Raw genomic sequence first — 17,329 nt, forward strand, 5'->3', positions numbered from 1 at the left:
CTACAGGAAACGGCCGCGCGGTGCGGCCGGCGCTCAAGGCCCCGGCCGTAACTTTGAGTAGCCTTGCGCCTATGGCAAGGTTTTGCGACGCGCTATTAATGAAGAACTATCTAGTATTGGCGGGCCTACTGCTGGGCTTAGCCAGCACGGGGCACGCCCAGATTGCCGGGCCAACTGCTACCCCCACGGCTACCCTGGCTGGCGTGCCTACCACCCGCGACCACGGTGCCGTGTACCTCAACTGGAGCTACAACCGCGACTGGTACACCAAGTCCGATATCCGCTTTAAAAACGATAAGTCAGACGATTACGACTTCACCTTTCACGATGCTGTAGCCCACGACCACCCCAGCATGAGCGACTTCTGGAAGCTCAGCAACCTCACAGTGCCGCAGTACGACCTCACGGTGGGCTACATGTTTCACGACAAGCATGACCTAGGCATCGAGGTCAGCTGGAACCACCTCAAGTACGTGGTCGATGACTTCCAGACCATGCGCGTGTCGGGCCAGATTCGGGGCTACAAGTTCGACCGCGACACCGTGGTAACGCCCGACTTCGTGCACCTGCAGCACACTAATGGTAACAACTACCTAATGGCCAACCTGGTGAAGCGCTGGCAGCTGCGGGCCGGGCGGCACGTCACGCTCAGCGCCATTGGCAAGGTGGGCGGCGGGCCCATGATATCGTACACCATCTCGTCCATTTTTACCAGCCACGCCGAGGGGCCGTTTCACTACGAAGGCTGGGTGGCCGGGGCCAGCGGCGGCCTGCGCCTGGAGCTCTACAAGTACTTTTTCCTAAGCTCTGATTTCCAGGGAGCCTACGCTCGCTACACCAACAGCTACATCGGCGCCGACCGCCTGGGCCGCGTCACGCACCAGTTCGGCTCGGCCCAGTGGCTATATGGCTTTGGGTTCATGGTGCCGCTTTAATACTAGTTGTCATTGCGAGCGCAACGCAGTGGAGCGTAGCAATCTTTCCTAATCGTTGGAGTAGTAAGCCTGGCGTGCAGGAAAGATTGCCGCGCTCCACTGCGTTGCGCTCGCAATGACAAGTAGCTGGTAATGAATCATTAAACAAGGCCCGCCAGCTTCTCGATGCCGGGTCCCAGCACTAGCTTGTCGTCGGCCCCGAGCCAGTCGGTTAAGATGCTGGCGTAGAGGCTTCTAAAGTCGAGCTGGTAGCGCAGGTCGCCCTGGTCGAGGTCGGCGAGGCTGGCGGGCTGGTTGAGCAGGCCAGGCTTGCGAAGCGCGCCGCTCAGCAGAAACACGTTGTTGGCGGTGCCGTGGTCGGTGCCGTTGCTGGCATTCTGGCCCACGCGCCGGCCAAACTCGCTGAATACCAGCACCAGCGTGTTGTTCCACTCGTTGCTTTTTTGCAGGTCGGCGGCCAGCGCGGCCAGGCCGTCCGAGAGCTCACCCAGCAGGCGGCCCTGCTGCTCGTGCTGCCGCACGTGGGTATCGAAGCCGCTGAGCGCCAGGTAGTACACCCGCGATTCCACGCCCGAGTTGATAAGCTCGGCGGTAGTTTTCAGGCTCTTGCCAAAGTCCGAGTTGGGGTAAGTGGCCGTGCTGGTGTGGATTTTCGACTTCTCAAAGAGGTAGTCGGCCGACGAAGCCGTTTCGGCCAGCGTTTTATACAGGTAATCCAGCTCCGAGCCGGCCGGAGCCACGCCTTTTTCCTGGCTGAGCGCATTAAGGTAGCGGCTCTGCGTGAGCTGATGAAACTTGCCGGGGTTCTTGAGGGCCAGGCCGTTGCGCTGCGCGCCTTTCAGCGCCAGGCTCAGCGTATCGTCGATTTCGAGGGCCTGGTAGGCGGGCGCGCCGCCCGCGCAGGTGCTGTCGAGGTAGCGGCCCAGCCAGCCGGTGCTCAGCAGCTGCTCCGAGCCCGAGCCCGTCTGCCAAATATCCATGGAGCGAAAGTGCGAGCGGTCGGGGTTCGGGTAGCCCACGGCGTTGCAAATCGCCACCTGCCCCTGGTCAAACAGCCCTTTCAAGCCCTTCATGGCCGGGTGCAGCGCCAACTCGTCGCTGATGGGCAGCAGGCCCTCGGTATCCTTCAGCGCCAGGGTGGGCCGGGCCTTGTAATACAGGTCGTTACGAAACGGAATGATGGTATTAAGCCCGTCGTTGCCGCCGCCCAGCTGCACCACAACCAGGCGCTTGGCCGCCCCGCCGGGTGCATCGCGCAGCCGCGCCGCCAGTTGGTTTGCGGGCCGGTCGAGGGCGTGCAAAAACTTGGGCACCAGCAGCAGTGTGCTGGCCAGGGCCGAGGCTTGAATAAATTGGCGACGTTGCATAAATTATTGATTTATGATTATTGCGCTGATAATGAATCGCCCTCCACGGGGTAACCCTACGCCAGTTGGTATTCCGGCAAGCTCAACAAACTCACCAGCGTGTTGCGCAGCCTCTCTTCGGGCGTGGTGGCTTTGGCGGCGGCTTGCTGCACCAAAGCCAGGTTTTCAGCGCGCAAAGGAATAGTTAGTAAGAAGTTAGCTAGTAGCTGCGGCTGCGCATCGGCCGGTGCGGCACCCAGCAGCTGCTGAATGGGAGCCAGCGGTAGGTGCGTGGTTTCGGTGTTTTTAACGAGCCGCTCCTTACCGGTAGTTTGGGGCGTGATGTCGTTTTCGTCGTCTTTGAGGCGCACCGCAAACTCGGCGTTTTTGAACAGGATGCTCGGTAGCTGCAAGCGCAGCAGCAGCGACGACGAGTCTATCCAGGCGCGGCCGCCGGGCCAGCCGGCCACGTTGGGTGGCATGAAAAGCGTCTGGCCCAAAGCTTTTTGGTAGCCCAGCAGCTGCTTGTTGTTGTCGATGCGCAGGTTGAGGGTGCGGCGCAGGCCCGCCACCAGCGCCACCGGCGACTTGATGAGGCTGCCCGTGTTAGCCGGCGCATAAAACCAGTCGGCCGAAAACATCCGTTCCAGCAGGTCGCTGATATCATAGCCGCTGTGGCGAAACGCGGCGGCCAGCGGCGCAATGCGGGTGGGGTCGGGCACGTCGTTCACGAAGAAGCGGTACATTTTGGTCACGATAAACGTGGCCAGCGCCGGCTGTTGCGTGATGATGCGCAGGGCGTCCTCACCGCCAAAATTACCGGTTTCACCCAGCAGGGTTTTGGTATCCGCATCGTGCTCGCGCTCCCGAAACTTGAAGCGGCTTTGCGCGTCGTAGCCCCAGCCGGTGAAGGCGCGGGCGGCCTCCTTCACATCGAGCTCGGTGTAGTTGCCCCGGCCCAGCGTAAAGAGCTCCATCACCTCGCGGGCAAAGTTCTCGTTAGGGTGCTGCTTTCTATTCTGCTGATTATTAAGAAATTGCAGCATGGCCGGCTCCTGGCTCACGGCCAGCAGCAGGTCGGGGAACTTGCCCAGCGCCTTTTCGCGAATGGTGTTGAGCAGCGCCAGCGAGTCGTCGGGCCGGCGGGTGCGGCAGGCAAAGTGCCCGTGCCAGAACAGCGCCACTTTCTCGCGCAGCTGGCCGGGCGAGGTGGCCATCTGGTCCATCCAGGCGGTGCTCATGCCCATAAATGCGTCGCGGATGCCGGCATTCTGCATTTTGCGCTGCTCGGGCGTGAGAGCCGCGCGGCGCAGCTGCGGCACGCCCTGGCGGCGCATGGCCAGCGCCGAGCGCGGGCGCAGCGCATCCACGGCCGCGAGGGGCGGCAGGGTAGGCGCGGGGTTGAGTGTGCCCGGCTGCGCCGAGCTGGCCGGGGCGGGTGGCGCGGCGGCCGGGCCCGCGGCCATGCCCGCCGGGGCCGCGCCGGGCGGCACGGCCATCACCGCGCCCAGCGGGTCGCTAAAGGCGGCCAGCGACGAGCTTGGGATGGGTGCGTACGCCCGCGCCTCGTGTAGCAGCTGGCGCAGCGCTTTGCTGGGGCTGCCGCCGGCGGCCACATCCTGGGGGCGCGGCCCAAAGCCGGCCCGCCAATACAAATGCTGGAGCTGCTGTGCGTTCATGGTGCTTGGACGCCGGGCCGGGCTAATGGTTTAAAAACCGAGGAAACGGCCGTGGTCAAGCAACGGAAATTTGTTTTCCGAAGCCTTGCGTACATACGTGCACCGGTCGGCCGGCTTCACTGGCGGACCGGTGCACGGCCGACCGGTTGACGCGTGCGCCGCTTTAGCCAGTCGGGCAGGCCTCGTTTATGCGACAACCGGTCGGCCGGCTTCGCCGGCGGACCGGTGCATGTACCCTTACTTGCAAGTTGCGCCAACTGGCTCGGCCTGTGCTTTCGTTTCCAATAAGGTCTATGCAAAAGCTACTTTATTTCCTCCTCTTATACTGCGGTTTAGCGCCGGTAGCCCTCGCTCAGCAGGCCACCGGCGTGGCCGCCCTCGACCAGCTTGTGGCGGCGCTCAACGGCAAATCGCTGGCCCCCGTGCAGCCCTATCTCACCCCCGAAACCCGCGTGGGCAGCCTGCCCGCCGCCTACACCACGCAGCTGTTAACGCAGCTGCTGCCGCAATACGGGCCAATTGAAGGCCTGCGCGTGGTGCGCCAGGAGCCCGCCGGCCCCAACACCCGCTACGTGTGCGCCCTGACTCGTAAAGGCACTGAGAAAGAGGTGGATATGGTGCTTACCCCGGCCGGGCAGTTTGCCGAGCTGAACCTGATGCCGGCCGGCACCAAGAAGATTTCGACCACCTTCGGCCCTGGCGAGCTCACCACTCCGCCCCAGCTCGAGGCTCCCGCCCAGCTGCGCAACGGCCTGCTGCTGGTAGAGGCCGAGGTAGACGGCCGCCGCGGCACTTTCCTACTCGACACCGGGGCCCCGGCCCTGGTGCTGAACAAGCGCGAGTTTGCGGCCCCGGCCACCGAAACCACGCTGGCCGCCACTGGCGGCGCGGGCGTAAACGGCCAGCTGGCCGGCCTGTCGTACCACGTTGCCCAAAGCTTTGATTGGCAAGGGATTAAATTCAAAAACAAGGAAGTGCCTACCCTGGACCTGACCAGCCTTGAACAGAAGCTGGGGGGCACCACGCTGCTCGGGCTCATCGGCTATAATATCCTGAGCCAGTATGCCTTAACCCTGGATTACCGGGCCGGCAAGGTGCTGCTGCGCCAGCCCGACCCGGCCGCCACGCCGCCCGCTGTGCTTATGCGTGTGCCCTTCACCCTGAGCGGCCACCTGCCCGTGGTGACCATGACTGCCGGGGGCCAAACGTTTCGGGTGGGCGTAGACTGCGGCGCGCAGGCCAACCTGCTCGACCAGCAGTACGAGGCCGGGCTGGCCCGCGTGCTGCGCCGGGCCTCTACTGCCCAGCTGAGCGGGGCCGATGCCGCCGCCCGCACCGTCACCACCGCCCGCCTGCCCGAGGTGCGCCTGGCTGGCCCGCTGGCTTTCCGCAAGCAGGATACGGTGTTTGCCGACATGGCCCACCTCAACCAAAACCCCAACCGCGAGGCCTTGCAGGGCCTCGTGGGCTACCCGCTGCTGAGTGAGTACCGTCCCACCATCGACTACGTCAATAAGCAGCTGTATTTCAACGCTTGGTAGAAGGGGTTTCGCCTAAAGCCGGGCCCCGACTACTACCGTTTTTTTGTATTCGCGCCGTTCGCCGCTGCTGGGCCGAAACAGCTCGATGTGCACCAGGTAGTAGCCCACGGCCGCCTTGCGGCCGCGCTCGTCGAGGCCGTCCCACTGCACGAAGCCGGTGGTGGGCAGGCTTTCGTTGCGCAGCAGGTGGCGCGTGAGCTGGCCCAGCGCGTCGTACACCGTTACGGAGCCCACGTAGCCGGGCTGGTCGAGCTGGTAGTTGAGGGTGGTAAAGTCCTGCTGGCCATCCTCATCGGGCGTGAACAACTCGGGTACCATGCTCAGCTCCTGGCCGTTGCCCACGGCGTCCTGGGCCTGCGAGTTGGGGCGGCCGGGCGTGGCGTAGCCCACCGCGCCCGCCGCCGAGTGGAAGTTGCTGGCCAAACTCGGCCCGCTGGCCCGAATGCGCTCCAGCGACACCCCCGCCTGGGTGCTCAATAAACTCAGCTGCTGGCTTTTATCGTAGTCGTAATGGTCTAGCTCTTTGCTGGTTGCGTCGTAGATAAATACGCTGCCCGCGCTATTATCCAGGGCCGGAAAGCCAGCCACGGCCAGCAGCGCGGCCGGGTCGCTGCTGGTGGGGTACTGCGCCTGTAAAATATCCGTATCCGACGTCAGCGCCACCAGCTGGCCGGGGGCCAGTACGTAGGGCGCGCCGGGGCTGATAATCGCCGTGCCCGTGCCGCTAGCCTTCTGATTGGTAAGCTGATACCCCTGCAAGTTCACGTAGCGCAGCGAGCGGTTGAGCAGCTCCACGAAGTACACGCCGCCCGGCGCATGGTTAAACAATAACTCGTTGATAACCACATCACCCGGTAGCGCCGCTTCGGGCAGCGCCACGCCGGCCGTGCTGAGCGCGCCGCTGGCGTTGCCTACGCAATCGGTGGCGCGGGCCACAGCTACCGTGAGGGGCCGGCTGGGCAGCAGCGCTACGCTCAGGCTCAGGTCCACGGCCCGAAAATCGGGACCCACGGGGGTGGCGCGGCTCACGGTTGGAGCCGTGCCGGTACTGCTTTGCAGGGTGTAGAGTGCCGGGCTGACGGCCGCCAGGCTATCTAGCTTCTCGCCAAAATACAGCCGGATAGCGCTGGGCGTGAGTGCAATGGCGCGCAGCAATGCGGGCGGCGTGCGGTCGGGGTTGAGGGCGGCTACGCTGTTGCGGCGGGCGGGGGTGCCGCCGCTGGCATCTTGGCTGGCCTGCCAGTTGGGCGCGCCGCCGCAGTAGTTGGCGGGGTCTAGCATTTCGAGGGTCCAGCCGCCTTCCTTCTTGCGCTGGTCGCGGTACCAGGCATCAGCGTAAGCCACTTCAAACAGCGTGGTGCCGTCGCGGCCGCGCAGCACCAGCTGGTCGCCGGCGTTGGTGAGCGAAGGGAAGTTACTGACTCCGTACACTTTACCATACGCGGCAAACTGCGCAGCCCGCGTGCTGCCGCACACCACGGCGTACTGACCGGGCAGTAGGCGGGCCGTGTCGGGTAGCACGGCGGCGGTGCTGCTGCCGGGTTTCAGCAGGCGTATGCCGCGCAGGCTCAGTGTTTTGGTGGTCGTGTTGTTGAAAATCTCGACAAACTCGGAGGCCGGCAAACCCACCACCGGCGTTTCATCGGCCATGATTTCGGTGATGAGCAGCTCGCCCACTCTGGGCGTTACCGGCGTGCCGCCGAAAGTGGCCGTGAGCGGCCCGGCCGACACGTTGCCGTAGAGGTCGGCTATCTGCCGGGCTTCCAAGGTGCTGCTAGCCGCCAAGTCGCTGCCAAACGTGAGCCTCACCACGGCCGGGTTCAGCGCCGATGGTATTGCCGACACCGGCCCCCCGCCCGTGGCCAGCCGGTAATGGCCGGGCTGAGCGGCCGTGGCCGGGTCCACGGCCTCGTTGAAAACCACGTCCACGGTGCGCGCATCCAGGGCCACGGCGCGGCTGAGGAGCGGGGGCGTGGCGTCGGTCACGCTAAAATCGTCGAAGAAAAAGCTCTTGCTATTAGCCGACGAGTACAACAGCGACACGCCCACTGCGGCGCTGCGCTGCTGCTGATTGTCAATAGGTTGGCTGGCTTCGGCCACGAAGTTGCGGCCGCCGGCAAGGTCGCGCGCCAGCGTCCACTGGCCTTGTAATGAGCGGGTTACCCGCACCCGCACCACGTTGTTGGTAGTAGAAGCGAGGGTGCCGTTGAGGCCATCAATCACCAGCACGGGGCTGCGGGCCGAGTCTTTGCGGAAAAGGCTCACCTCATCGTCGGTGCCGCCCAGGCGCACGAAGTAGCCGGCGGTGGCGGGGCTGCGCAGGTCGGGCTGCGAGGCCAGCAGCCACACGTCGGCCAGGTTGGCCGAGGAGGTGGCTAGCTTGAGGTTGGCCCAAAACTCCCAACTAGTGCCGGTGCTGGCCTGGCAGGGCGTAACTAGCTGTAGCTGCGTGCCCGTAGTGGCCGGGCCGTTGCTTTGCAGCACCTGGCCGGCCACCACAAAGCTGCCGGCGTCGCCGGTCCAGGCGGGGTTTTTGGTGAAATCGCCGTCGGCAAACGTGTCAGCCAGCTGGGCGGCGGCCACCAGCGGAAAAAGAAAAAGCAGCAGGAGCAGGCGCATCAAATAGGGGCGGCTACCGGATGTAGCCGCCCCTAAGTAAGCTTCCAGACGCTGAAGTATAGCGCTGTGCGCTATTCTAGACCATGTAAAACTCCCACGAAATGCGGTCGGGGTCCTTAAAGGCCACGTACTGCTTGGGCTGCACGGTATCGGTTTTGATACCCGTGTTTTCTACTCCAGCAGCTTGCAGGGCCTCGGCCACGCGGTGCAGCTCGGCCTCGTCTTCGCAGGCAATGGCAATGTGGTCGAGGCCCACATTAAAGGGCGTGAAGGTGCCGCCGCCGGGGTGGGTGGGGGCCGCCTGCTTGAAGCCGATGAACGTGGACCCCACCAAAAACCCTAGTATTTCGGGGGTTTCCAGCGCGATGGGCAAGCCCAGCAAGTCGTGATAAAAGGCCTTGGCACGAGCAAAGTCGGTGGTGCGCAGGGCTACGTGGGCCAGGCCCTTGGTTTTGGGGTTAATGGGCATAAATGACTGGGTTTTTGAAAGATAAAAAGATTAGGCCGACGCGAAAGGTGCTGCTGGCTGGCCGGTTGGCCACGAAGGCTGCGCTTTGCGCAACGGCCTTCCAACCTCAACGGGTAATCGGTAGCTTTGGCTGGCTGACCCGGCAACTATTTACCCTAGTTGGGCCGGGCCAGCCTCGTTGTCGGGGCTGGCACCAGTCACCCCGCGCCGGCTAACCAAATTTATCCCGACATTTGCCACGAGCGGCCGGCGCGAAAGCTGACTGCCTAACGTGCTGATTAACTGTTATCTTCATGAAAATTGCGGTTGTGGGTGCCACCGGCCTGGTGGGCACCGAAATGCTGAAAGTGCTGGCCGAGCGCCAGTTTCCGGTGACTGAATTATTGCCTGTGGCCTCGGCTAAATCGGTGGGCCAGCTGGTTCATTTTCAGGGCAAAGACTACCCGGTGGTGAGCATGGCCGACGCCATTGCGGCGCGCCCGGCCATCGCCATTTTCTCGGCCGGCGGCGGCGTGTCGCTCGAGTTTGCGCCCCAGTTTGCCGAAGTGGGCACCACGGTGGTCGATAACTCGTCGGCCTGGCGCATGGATGCCACCAAGAAGCTCATCGTGCCTGAGGTGAACGCCCAGGAGCTGACCAAGGCCGATAAAATCATCGCCAACCCCAACTGCTCGACCATTCAGCTGGTGGTGGCCCTCAACGACTTGCACAAGAAATACCACGCCCGGCGCCTCGTTATCAGCACCTACCAAAGCGTAACCGGCACCGGCAAAAAGGCCGTGGACCAGCTCCTGGAGGAGCGCGCCGGCCACCCGGCCAGCAACCCCGCCTACCCGTACCCCATCGACCTCAACGTGTTGCCCCACATCGACGTGTTTCAGCCCAACGGCTACACCAAGGAGGAGCTGAAAATGGTGAACGAGACCAAGAAAATCATGGGCGACGATGGCATCCGCGTCACCGCCACCTGCGTGCGCGTGCCCGTGATGGGCGGCCACTCCGAGTCGGTAAACATCGAGTTTGCCCACGATTTTGATCTCGAAGAAGTGCGCGAAATTCTCCGGAATACGGATGGCGTGGAGCTGGTCGACGACCCCGCCACCAACCGCTACCCCATGCCCAAAGACAGCCACGGCCGCGACGCCGTGCTGGTGGGCCGCCTGCGCCGCGACGACACTCAGCCCAACACCCTCAATATGTGGATAGTAGCCGACAACCTGCGGAAGGGCGCGGCGACCAATGCCGTGCAGATTGCCGAGTACCTGGTGGCGCAGGGGCTGGTGTAGAACCTGATGAAGAAAAGTAAAATCCTTTAGGTTTTAAAAATTCTTCGTCCTCACCAGATTATTTAGCTGTTTAACGTCGCTCAAGAGAATACATAGTAATAGGTAATTACCCAAAATCCAAAAGCTCTTTCAGCCGTGAGACCGAAAGAGCTTTTGGATTTTAATTGAAAGTAAAGCTACAGCAGGTGAGAAACTTTGATATCTACATTTTGCGCCAAAGCGTGTCAGGATTATCAGGATTACCTGATTCCAATAATCCAACTAAGAAGAAGGCTGTGTGCTCTGCTGCTGCTCCTCTTTTAGTAATACGTTTGACTACTTGTGCACTATACTTTATGCCAAGTTGGTATGGAAATTCAGAACTCTCAACCTGATTCTTATATTCTATGCCAAAAGTGGGGGCAAGTCTGCCGGATATTGGAGACTGGTTGTCTGTGACGAAATTGAACATGCCATCAGCTAAGCCAGTCAGCGTACCCGTGACTCGTCGTTCCTCGTCATTGACTTGAGTTGCTTCAGTTCTAATAAAAGCCTTGCTAATACTATCTGTATCAAAGATTCTCCCTTCCTGACGATTTATAATCTTCATTTGGGCCTTTGATTCATATAGTAGTTTAAAAAACTTTTTAAAAGAAGAAAATAGTCTTGAGTCTACGTCTTGAATAAAAGTGTCGTATTCCTTATCAGTATCACTGCAAAAAGCATCCATTTTAACTGAAACGTCAGTTACGATTTCCTTCAAATTAGAATCAAAGATTGAAGCTGTCCTATCAATATTTTCCTCTAACCTGAAACCAAAGGAGCCCCTCGCTACTCCTGTTAGGAAGAGGCGGGAGTTTTCAGTAGCAGTTCCAGCTACTACCCCTCGGCTTCCTAATCCACCATTCTTAACAGCAGTTGCTTTTTTGATAATATCTTGGTAATCGTATAAAGCATCGGCTGCGAATGAAGCATCAATAGCGCGTGAATCAAGCACTGGACCACCGCTGAATAGTAGCTCTATAAAGGCAGCAGTGTCGGGCTGCTCGCTCAGAGTCTTGAGCTTATTTTGAAGTACGTTTTTCCGGTTCTGTAGTGTCCGTTTAGACGTAATAGCTCCTGGGCTAAGTTGCCCTATCATTTGGTCAACCTCAGCTAGTTCGGCAGCCAAAAGCGGAAGATTATCATTGGTGAACATAATCACATAGTTGCTAGGTTAGCCGCTGGGGTCAAAATATTTCTAGCTTCTTCGTCCTGCTGCAAATCTAACTCTACGACTACCATCCCTTTCCAGACGGATGTTATCCGCTGATGTGAGAAAAGACCAAACCAGTAGCGTGTTATATTAACAATGTCAATTCCTGGCTCGTTCAGGTCGATAGTGTAAGCGTCACAGTGATAAGTTGCTTTCATGCCTTCTGAGTCAAGAAGCAAGCTACCATATTCACCATCAAGGAATTCTGTCCATTTATCATCTGTGATAAACTCAGTAGGCCTGTTTACCAGTGTTACTACATCTACGTCCCCAGGCGGACGCCCACGGATAGATTCGACTTTTTCCACAAAGCTGCCGCTTAGCCATTGAAAACCTGTCAGGCCTGCCGCTAGCAATGCAGCACGATAATCGAGCAATCCACTGATAATGGCTTGTCTTTCTGGTGAATCCCCAAACCGCTGAGCAAATGATTTCATAGTAGTGCGGTAAGGAGACATATTTGTAGGGATTGTAGGATCTCCCCCTATAAAAGGCGGTACTATTCCTTGAAGAGTCCAGTCTGGTATCATGAAATGTTGATAATTACTTGCTTGATAACGCAACTTGGTGAATAACTTTCATATTATTATCAAGGTAAGATTTATAGTAGATGCCGAAGCCCTGCTGCTATGGGCCGACGTGCCCGGCGGCGCGGGACGGCCGTAGTAACGAGGAAGAAAGCCGCCGCCCGGCCGGGAAGGTTGCCGGGGCTGCGTGTTAGCCTATTGCTACTGCTACCGATACATCTCGCCTCATGTCCATTATTTACTGGCTGCGCAACGACCTGCGCCTGCACGACAACGCCGTGCTGGCCGCGCTGCCGCCCGCTACCGATACCCTGTTGCCCGTGTACTGCTTCGACCCCGACGCGCACGGGCCCGATGCCTACCTGGGCCTGCCCAAAATAGGTCCGCACCGCCTGCCTTTTTTGCTGGCCTCGCTGGCCGATTTACAAGCTAGCTACGCGACGCTGGGCTCGGGCGTGCACTTTGTGGTGGGCCGGCCCGCCGAGGTGCTGCCGGCCCTGGCACGGCAGCTGGGTGCCCGCGCCGTGTGGGCCAGCGCCGAGCACACCACCGAGGAAGAAGCCGCCGAAACTGCCCTGGCGGCGGCGCTGGGCCCGGCCGTGCCGCTGCGGCTATTCGAAACCCGCACGCTGCTCGACCCCGCCGACCTGCCCATTGCCGTGCGCGATATCCCTTTCTCATTCAGCAAGTTCCGTTTTTCGGTGGCTGATAAGATGAAGGTGCGGCCGCCGCTGCCAGTGCCGCGCACGCTGCCGCCGTTGCCCGCCGGCCTGGTGCCGGCCGCCTTGCCCAGCCCGGCACAGCTGGCGGCGGCTCTGCACCAGCCGGCCCTGGCGGTGCCCGTGCCCGACCCCCGCACGGCCCTGCCCACCCAGGGCGGCGGCGAAACGGCGGCCCTGGCCCGCCTGCACGACTACGCTGTGGTGCGCCACCTCATTGGCCGCTACGACGACACGCGCAATCAGCTGCTGGGCGAGGCCTTTAGCACCAAGTTTTCGGCGTGGCTGGCCAACGGTAGCCTCTCGGCCCGGCAGGTGTGGGCGGCCATTGATGCCCACGACCAAGCCCACGGCGCGCGCAGCAAGGGCGCCATGCAGCTGCGGCTGGAGCTGCTGTGGCGCGACTACTTTCTGCTGCTGGCGCAGCGGGCGGGGCGGGCGCTGTTTGGCTGGGCCGGCCTGCGCGGGCAGGTGCCCAAGGCGGTGACCCGCGACCGGGCCGTGTTCGACACGTGGGCCGCCGGCCGCACCGGCAACGCCTTCGTGGATGCCAACATGCGCGAGCTGGCCGCCACCGGTTTCATGAGCAACCGGGGCCGCCAAAACGTGGCCAGCTACCTCATCCACGACCTGCACCAGGACTGGCGCTGGGGCGCGGCCTGGTTTGAGCATCAGCTACTTGACCATGACCCGGCTGTGAACTGGGGCAACTGGAAATACATTGCCGGCACCGGCACCGACGTGCGCGACACCGCCTTCGACGTGGCGCAGCAAGCCAAGCGCTACGACCCCCAGGGCAAGTACGTGCGCACCTGGCAGTAGGCCCGCCCGGCCGCGCTCAGGCTCTGCTGCCCACTGCTGCGCTATACTTGCCGTGGCGGCTACGCCCCAACCCGTGGCCACGGCCGTTCGCACTCGCTACCCCTTCTATTGCCCAAACGCCAGCGGCGTTATCGCCGCGGCCCATTGCCGGCCGCTGGCCCCGGTGCTTGGCTGCGAGTAGGGCGGCCCCTACATGGCCCGCATCCAGGGCGCAGTCAGGCGCACGTATACCGAGGCCGATAGCGGCAGCTTGCCGTAGCCCGGCCCCACGTAACCCACCACGCCGTAAAACCGGTCGGCTTGCAGGTTTTGGGGCAAGAAATACCCCGTGAGCTGGCCGCCCACGCTCAGCTCGGGGCCGCGCGGGCCGCCCAGCGTGGTGAGGCGGTAGCTGCTGCCCAGCGTAAGCGTGTGAATATTAAACACTTGGCTCCGCATGGGCTCCGAGGCGGGAAAAGAGGGGTAAAAATCCAGCTCCTCGCTGTCCTTCTGCACAAACTCGTAGCGGCCGTAAAACGTGGGGCGGCCCAGCGTGAGGTTGGTTTCGGCCAGCACCGCGTGCTCACCGGTACTGCCCGCCCGCTGGTTGAGGCCCCACACCAGCGACGAGGCCAGGTAATGTCGCTCGCCCCAGCTGCGGCTGTGCAGCACCGAGGCCGTGGTGCGCGTCACGTTTTCGTCGGGGTGCAGGTCCTCGGGGCTCTTGATGGAGGCTCGGCTGACTTGCATGGCCAGCGCCGAGGTGGGGTTCCAATTGAGGCGCGCGGCCCACGAGTCGGCCCGTGGCTTGTCGAAATCGAAACGGTACTGGTCGGGCTCGCGGCCCGTGAAGTTGCTGCCTTCCAGCTTAAACTGTTTGTAGCGCAGCCCCAGCGTGGCCACGCCATAGGTGATGTGCGTGGCATCGGTCCAGTGGTGCGAGAGGGGCGCGTCGGGGTTGGGCATGGCCGAGAGGCGGTGCATAAACGCGGTGGGCCCCACTGCCGGCTCGCCGGGGTAGCCCAGGTAGGCCGTCAGGTCCACATCCTTCGAAAAAGCGTAGGTGTAGCCTACGCTCAGCCCCGAAAACAAGTCGTGCGGGTGCTGCTTGTCGATGAGCGGCTGGCCCCGGTAGCTTTCGCCGGTCTGAAACAGTAGTGGGTAGCCGCCGCGCGTTTCGGTCAGCGCATCGAGGCTCAGCATCAGGCTCAGGTTCAGCAGGCCACGCTCGCCCAACGGGCGCTGGGCCATGGTCATAAACCAGTTGGGGCCGTCTACGCGGTTGGCGTGGCCGCGCCCGCCGCTGTGGTTGAAATTCTGGCTCGTGTAGCGCCCGAAGGCGGCCCCGTGGTACATCAGCATCCAGGGGCCTTTGTGCTGCATCCACATGTACATGGCCGTTTGGTCAGGCTGCCAGGCGGTGCCCGAGCCGTTGCGGCTCATGGGCAAGTTGCGCGAGTAAGCGTGGCTCATGGGGGCCCCGCCCATATCCATACCGGCCATGCCACTCATGCCGGCCATTGGCGTTTCGGCCGGGTGCTGGTGGGTGGTGTCGGCGGGCATGGTCATGCCGGGCATCGCGTGCTGGGCCAGGGCCGGGGTGGTAGCCAGGGCGGTGGCCAGCAGCCACAGAGAGGTAGTCGTTTTCATAAGCGCAGCAGGTAGGTAGCTGGTTATTAAACGGAAAATGCACCCCGAGAGTGGCCCGCGGGAACCACAAGGTTGGCCCTGGTAACGTGCATAATACGGGCACCAGCCCTGATTTTATACGCTGGCCGCCCGCACTTTATACCGCCGGCCCAGTGGGTTAACGCGTACAAGTAAGCAGCCCGCCACCGTGGCCTGCCGATTCCTTTTCCCCCGCCAACCTCACATGAAAAACGCCCCCGCCGACTACCGTTCCCTGCTCGATGCCCTAGCGCGCTGCGTGGCCGCCTGCGACTACTGCGCTGACGCCTGCCTGAGTGAAGACGACATCCAGATGATGGTGCCCTGCATCCGGCTCGACCGCGATTGCGCCGACATCTGCCGGGTTACGGCCGCCTTCATCGCCCGCAATTCGCCCCACGCCCCGCACATTATGAAAGAGTGCATCGAGCTGTGCCAGAAGTGCCACGACGAATGCGCCAAGCACCAGCACGCCCATTGCCAGCAGTGCGCCCAAGCCTGCCAGGAGTGCCTGGTCGCCTGCAAGGCGTATGGTAAGTGAGTAGTCGAGTAAATGAGTAAGGGGTAGCTGACACGGTCGTTTAATCCGGTGTCAGCTACCCCTTACTCATTTACTCGACTACCATTTTACCGCTTAGCCCAGCGCATCAAGCGAGAGGCGGTCGGGGTGAAGCAGGCGGCGAAACTCGCTCACTGAGCGACCGGTTACTTAATGGTCTACCCCCATTCGCTCGAAGCCAGTCGCCTTCTTGTTATCAACATCGCCCTCGCCCGTTACAGTATTTACCCAGCCCCATACCTCAACTATACCTGTGATTGGAGCGACGTCTTTATCAATGCTAAAGTACTTATCAATACCCAAATGTATTTTAGTAGAATCTACTAAGCTCACAGAATACTTAAAATTAAACTCAAGACGTGGACCAATTACTTCTTTACGTACACTAATAGTTGGAGCGTGAAATGACTCACTTAGGCCTGTACCGAACGGAGCCACTAGAAGGACAACATCGCCATGCCAGACGTTGGCTGGGTTTATTAACTTGGTTTTTGAGTCATATTTAAAAAAATATTTATACATATCATATAAGTTAGGATAACCCAATGCAGCTGGCTGCGTTGTGCCGTGAGCGTAGTGTTGTACTTTTTGCTCATTCTGTTTAGGTCTAGGAGGTAGCCCAACGGTCATTTTATTGTACATATACCTTGTGGAAAAAGGAGAGAAAATATATTAGCGAAAATTGAGCATATGTTTTGCCAGTGGCGTATTGTCAGCTTCTATTACCATCACGCCATGAGTGGCAGTCATTGTCCGAATAGTATCGTGGGAAGAAATTTTTACGCCTGCTGCCCTTAATGAATCTACACGATGCTTGATGCTTATTCGTAATGCGCGCAGGTTAGCGAAGTGGTAAGCCCTATGCAAAGAGTCATTGCTGAATTCGTAATCAATTGGTTCGTCGGAACGTCTTGCGCCCGGCTTTTTTTGTTCGATTTGCTGAGCACTAAAAATATCACCATAGAGCAAGTCCCTCATTGGGTTAGACTGGTCAGTAATGCTGCTAGGGTGGGTCTGAGATGGTGGCGAGTCTGAATGGGAGCACCCGCTCAGTACCAAACACCCGACAAATAGATAGCGCGCTGGCAGCCATGTCTTCTTGCTGATAGTCATGAGAAAAATGAAAGAAATACGAATAGACAATACTAATATAAGATAGATATTTACTTTTTTTCCCACTACCTACTATGCTATCTGTGCCAGTTCATACGTGACCGTCCCATTAAATACCTATAGAGCAAAAGCCCTGCTACCAATCAGGCAGCAGGGCTTTCGTGATTTTCTGTAAGTACATGCCCTTAGCCCAGCGCGTCGAGCGAGAGGCGGTCGGGGTGGAACAGGCGGCGAAACTCGCTTACCGAGCGGCCGGTTACCTGCCGAAACTGGTTGCTCAGGTGTTGGCCCGAGCGAAAGAAATTTGTATCAATTTGGTTCTAATAATATACGCCTAGTCGTATAAATGAGCCTTCTTTTTTGCTATTAAAATCACCTTCACCCGTTACCGTATTTATCCAGCCCCATACCTTTACAAAGCTCCTAACCGGAGCAACGTCTTTATCAAGACTAAAATAATCCCCGATGCCCACATGAATTTTAGTTGTTCCCACTAAGCTAACGGAATACCTAAAATCAAACTTAAGTAGAGGACCCTCTACTGCTTTATGCAAGCTGATGGTAGGTGCGTGAAATGCTTCGCTCAAGCCGGTACCGAAGGGAGCGGCTAGTATAATGACATCGCCGTGCCAGACGTTGGCTGGGTTTATTAGTTTAGTTATGGAGTCGGATTTAAAAAATATTTCCAAATAAAGGTCGGGGTACCCGGGGCCTACCGATGGTGTTGAACCGTGGGCTTTATGCTGAACCTTGTGCCCGGGTTGCGAAGGCCGACGAGGCTTGTTAATGGTGAACGTGTTGTAAATGCTCATAAAGGTTAATCTTTTATTGCT

15 protein-coding genes are annotated in these 17,329 nt (G+C 59.9%); 5 read left to right on the forward strand and 10 right to left on the reverse strand.

Annotation, left to right across the window (positions count from 1 at the left end):
* Positions 1-98: 98 nt before the first annotated feature.
* Complete coding sequence (locus ACYVGC_RS06030) at positions 99-935, forward strand: hypothetical protein (protein WP_460582889.1); 837 nt, start codon at positions 99-101, stop codon at positions 933-935.
* A gap of 140 nt (positions 936-1,075) precedes the next feature.
* Here ACYVGC_RS06030 and ACYVGC_RS06035 read toward each other — a convergent pair whose 3' ends face one another.
* The gene (locus ACYVGC_RS06035) at positions 1,076-2,302 is read right to left on the reverse strand and encodes a DUF1501 domain-containing protein (RefSeq protein WP_460582890.1); all 1,227 of its coding nucleotides are present in this window, start codon (positions 2,300-2,302) and stop codon (positions 1,076-1,078) included.
* 56 nt (positions 2,303-2,358) lie between these two features.
* Positions 2,359-3,960, reverse strand: a complete 1,602-nt coding sequence (locus ACYVGC_RS06040) for a DUF1800 domain-containing protein (protein ID WP_460582891.1) — start codon at positions 3,958-3,960, stop codon at positions 2,359-2,361.
* A gap of 293 nt (positions 3,961-4,253) precedes the next feature.
* On the opposite strand from ACYVGC_RS06040, the gene ACYVGC_RS06045 reads away from it, so the two are divergent.
* A complete protein-coding gene (locus ACYVGC_RS06045; RefSeq protein ID WP_460582892.1) occupies positions 4,254-5,501 on the forward strand; it encodes a hypothetical protein in 1,248 nt (415 codons plus the stop codon).
* A 12-nt stretch (positions 5,502-5,513) separates the two neighbouring features.
* Here the strand turns inward: ACYVGC_RS06045 and ACYVGC_RS06050 are convergent, their stop codons facing one another.
* Both ACYVGC_RS06050 and ACYVGC_RS06055 read right to left on the reverse strand, forming a co-directional pair.
* Positions 5,514-8,120 carry a lamin tail domain-containing protein gene (locus tag ACYVGC_RS06050; protein ID WP_460582893.1) on the reverse strand — a complete coding sequence of 869 codons (2,607 nt, stop codon included), beginning with the start codon at positions 8,118-8,120 and terminating at the stop codon, positions 5,514-5,516.
* Between the two features lie 76 nt (positions 8,121-8,196).
* Positions 8,197-8,589, reverse strand: coding sequence for a VOC family protein (locus tag ACYVGC_RS06055; protein ID WP_460582894.1), 393 nt, complete (start codon positions 8,587-8,589; stop codon positions 8,197-8,199).
* Between the two features lie 293 nt (positions 8,590-8,882).
* Between ACYVGC_RS06055 and ACYVGC_RS06060 the strand changes: the two genes are divergently transcribed.
* Positions 8,883-9,875, forward strand: coding sequence for an aspartate-semialdehyde dehydrogenase (locus tag ACYVGC_RS06060; RefSeq protein WP_460582895.1), 993 nt, complete (start codon positions 8,883-8,885; stop codon positions 9,873-9,875).
* Positions 9,876-10,077: 202 nt separating this feature from the next.
* Here the strand turns inward: ACYVGC_RS06060 and ACYVGC_RS06065 are convergent, their stop codons facing one another.
* Entirely contained in the window at positions 10,078-11,052 is a 975-nt protein-coding gene (locus ACYVGC_RS06065; RefSeq protein ID WP_460582896.1) for a hypothetical protein, read from the reverse strand.
* Positions 11,053-11,054: 2 nt separating this feature from the next.
* Positions 11,055-11,639: a DUF6932 family protein gene (locus ACYVGC_RS06070; RefSeq protein ID WP_460582992.1), complete on the reverse strand. Its 585-nt coding sequence runs from the start codon at positions 11,637-11,639 to the stop codon at positions 11,055-11,057.
* A gap of 224 nt (positions 11,640-11,863) precedes the next feature.
* Between ACYVGC_RS06070 and ACYVGC_RS06075 the strand changes: the two genes are divergently transcribed.
* A complete protein-coding gene (locus ACYVGC_RS06075; RefSeq protein ID WP_460582897.1) occupies positions 11,864-13,177 on the forward strand; it encodes a cryptochrome/deoxyribodipyrimidine photo-lyase family protein in 1,314 nt (437 codons plus the stop codon).
* 189 nt (positions 13,178-13,366) lie between these two features.
* Here ACYVGC_RS06075 and ACYVGC_RS06080 read toward each other — a convergent pair whose 3' ends face one another.
* Positions 13,367-14,806 (reverse strand): hypothetical protein, encoded by a 1,440-nt coding sequence (locus ACYVGC_RS06080; protein ID WP_460582898.1) that lies wholly within the window; start codon positions 14,804-14,806, stop codon positions 13,367-13,369.
* Between the two features lie 223 nt (positions 14,807-15,029).
* Between ACYVGC_RS06080 and ACYVGC_RS06085 the strand changes: the two genes are divergently transcribed.
* Entirely contained in the window at positions 15,030-15,365 is a 336-nt protein-coding gene (locus ACYVGC_RS06085; RefSeq protein ID WP_460582899.1) for a four-helix bundle copper-binding protein, read from the forward strand.
* Between the two features lie 168 nt (positions 15,366-15,533).
* Here the strand turns inward: ACYVGC_RS06085 and ACYVGC_RS06090 are convergent, their stop codons facing one another.
* The 3 genes from ACYVGC_RS06090 to ACYVGC_RS06100 all read right to left on the reverse strand — a co-directional run bounded on the left by ACYVGC_RS06090 (position 15,534) and on the right by ACYVGC_RS06100 (position 17,308).
* Positions 15,534-16,025, reverse strand: a complete 492-nt coding sequence (locus ACYVGC_RS06090; RefSeq protein ID WP_460582900.1) for a hypothetical protein — start codon at positions 16,023-16,025, stop codon at positions 15,534-15,536.
* A 30-nt stretch (positions 16,026-16,055) separates the two neighbouring features.
* Positions 16,056-16,361, reverse strand: coding sequence for a hypothetical protein (locus ACYVGC_RS06095; RefSeq protein WP_460582901.1), 306 nt, complete (start codon positions 16,359-16,361; stop codon positions 16,056-16,058).
* A gap of 455 nt (positions 16,362-16,816) precedes the next feature.
* The gene (locus ACYVGC_RS06100) at positions 16,817-17,308 is read right to left on the reverse strand and encodes a hypothetical protein (RefSeq protein WP_460582902.1); all 492 of its coding nucleotides are present in this window, start codon (positions 17,306-17,308) and stop codon (positions 16,817-16,819) included.
* Between the last annotated feature and the right edge of the window lie 21 nt (positions 17,309-17,329).

The sequence above is a fragment of the Hymenobacter arcticus genome (assembly GCF_054779975.1).

Coding starts and splice junctions, on each gene's coding strand:
- ACYVGC_RS06090 (WP_460582900.1), bottom strand. CDS start 16,025: ATGTACAATAAAATGACCGTTGGGCTACCTCCTAGACCTAAACAGAAT.
- ACYVGC_RS06100 (WP_460582902.1), bottom strand. CDS start 17,308: ATGAGCATTTACAACACGTTCACCATTAACAAGCCTCGTCGGCCTTCG.
- ACYVGC_RS06055 (WP_460582894.1), bottom strand. CDS start 8,589: ATGCCCATTAACCCCAAAACCAAGGGCCTGGCCCACGTAGCCCTGCGC.
- ACYVGC_RS06085 (WP_460582899.1), top strand. CDS start 15,030: ATGAAAAACGCCCCCGCCGACTACCGTTCCCTGCTCGATGCCCTAGCG.
- ACYVGC_RS06045 (WP_460582892.1), top strand. CDS start 4,254: ATGCAAAAGCTACTTTATTTCCTCCTCTTATACTGCGGTTTAGCGCCG.
- ACYVGC_RS06080 (WP_460582898.1), bottom strand. CDS start 14,806: ATGAAAACGACTACCTCTCTGTGGCTGCTGGCCACCGCCCTGGCTACC.
- ACYVGC_RS06065 (WP_460582896.1), bottom strand. CDS start 11,052: ATGTTCACCAATGATAATCTTCCGCTTTTGGCTGCCGAACTAGCTGAG.
- ACYVGC_RS06060 (WP_460582895.1), top strand. CDS start 8,883: ATGAAAATTGCGGTTGTGGGTGCCACCGGCCTGGTGGGCACCGAAATG.
- ACYVGC_RS06050 (WP_460582893.1), bottom strand. CDS start 8,120: ATGCGCCTGCTCCTGCTGCTTTTTCTTTTTCCGCTGGTGGCCGCCGCC.
- ACYVGC_RS06035 (WP_460582890.1), bottom strand. CDS start 2,302: ATGCAACGTCGCCAATTTATTCAAGCCTCGGCCCTGGCCAGCACACTG.
- ACYVGC_RS06095 (WP_460582901.1), bottom strand. CDS start 16,361: ATGAGGGACTTGCTCTATGGTGATATTTTTAGTGCTCAGCAAATCGAA.
- ACYVGC_RS06075 (WP_460582897.1), top strand. CDS start 11,864: ATGTCCATTATTTACTGGCTGCGCAACGACCTGCGCCTGCACGACAAC.
- ACYVGC_RS06040 (WP_460582891.1), bottom strand. CDS start 3,960: ATGAACGCACAGCAGCTCCAGCATTTGTATTGGCGGGCCGGCTTTGGG.
- ACYVGC_RS06070 (WP_460582992.1), bottom strand. CDS start 11,639: ATGATACCAGACTGGACTCTTCAAGGAATAGTACCGCCTTTTATAGGG.
- ACYVGC_RS06030 (WP_460582889.1), top strand. CDS start 99: ATGAAGAACTATCTAGTATTGGCGGGCCTACTGCTGGGCTTAGCCAGC.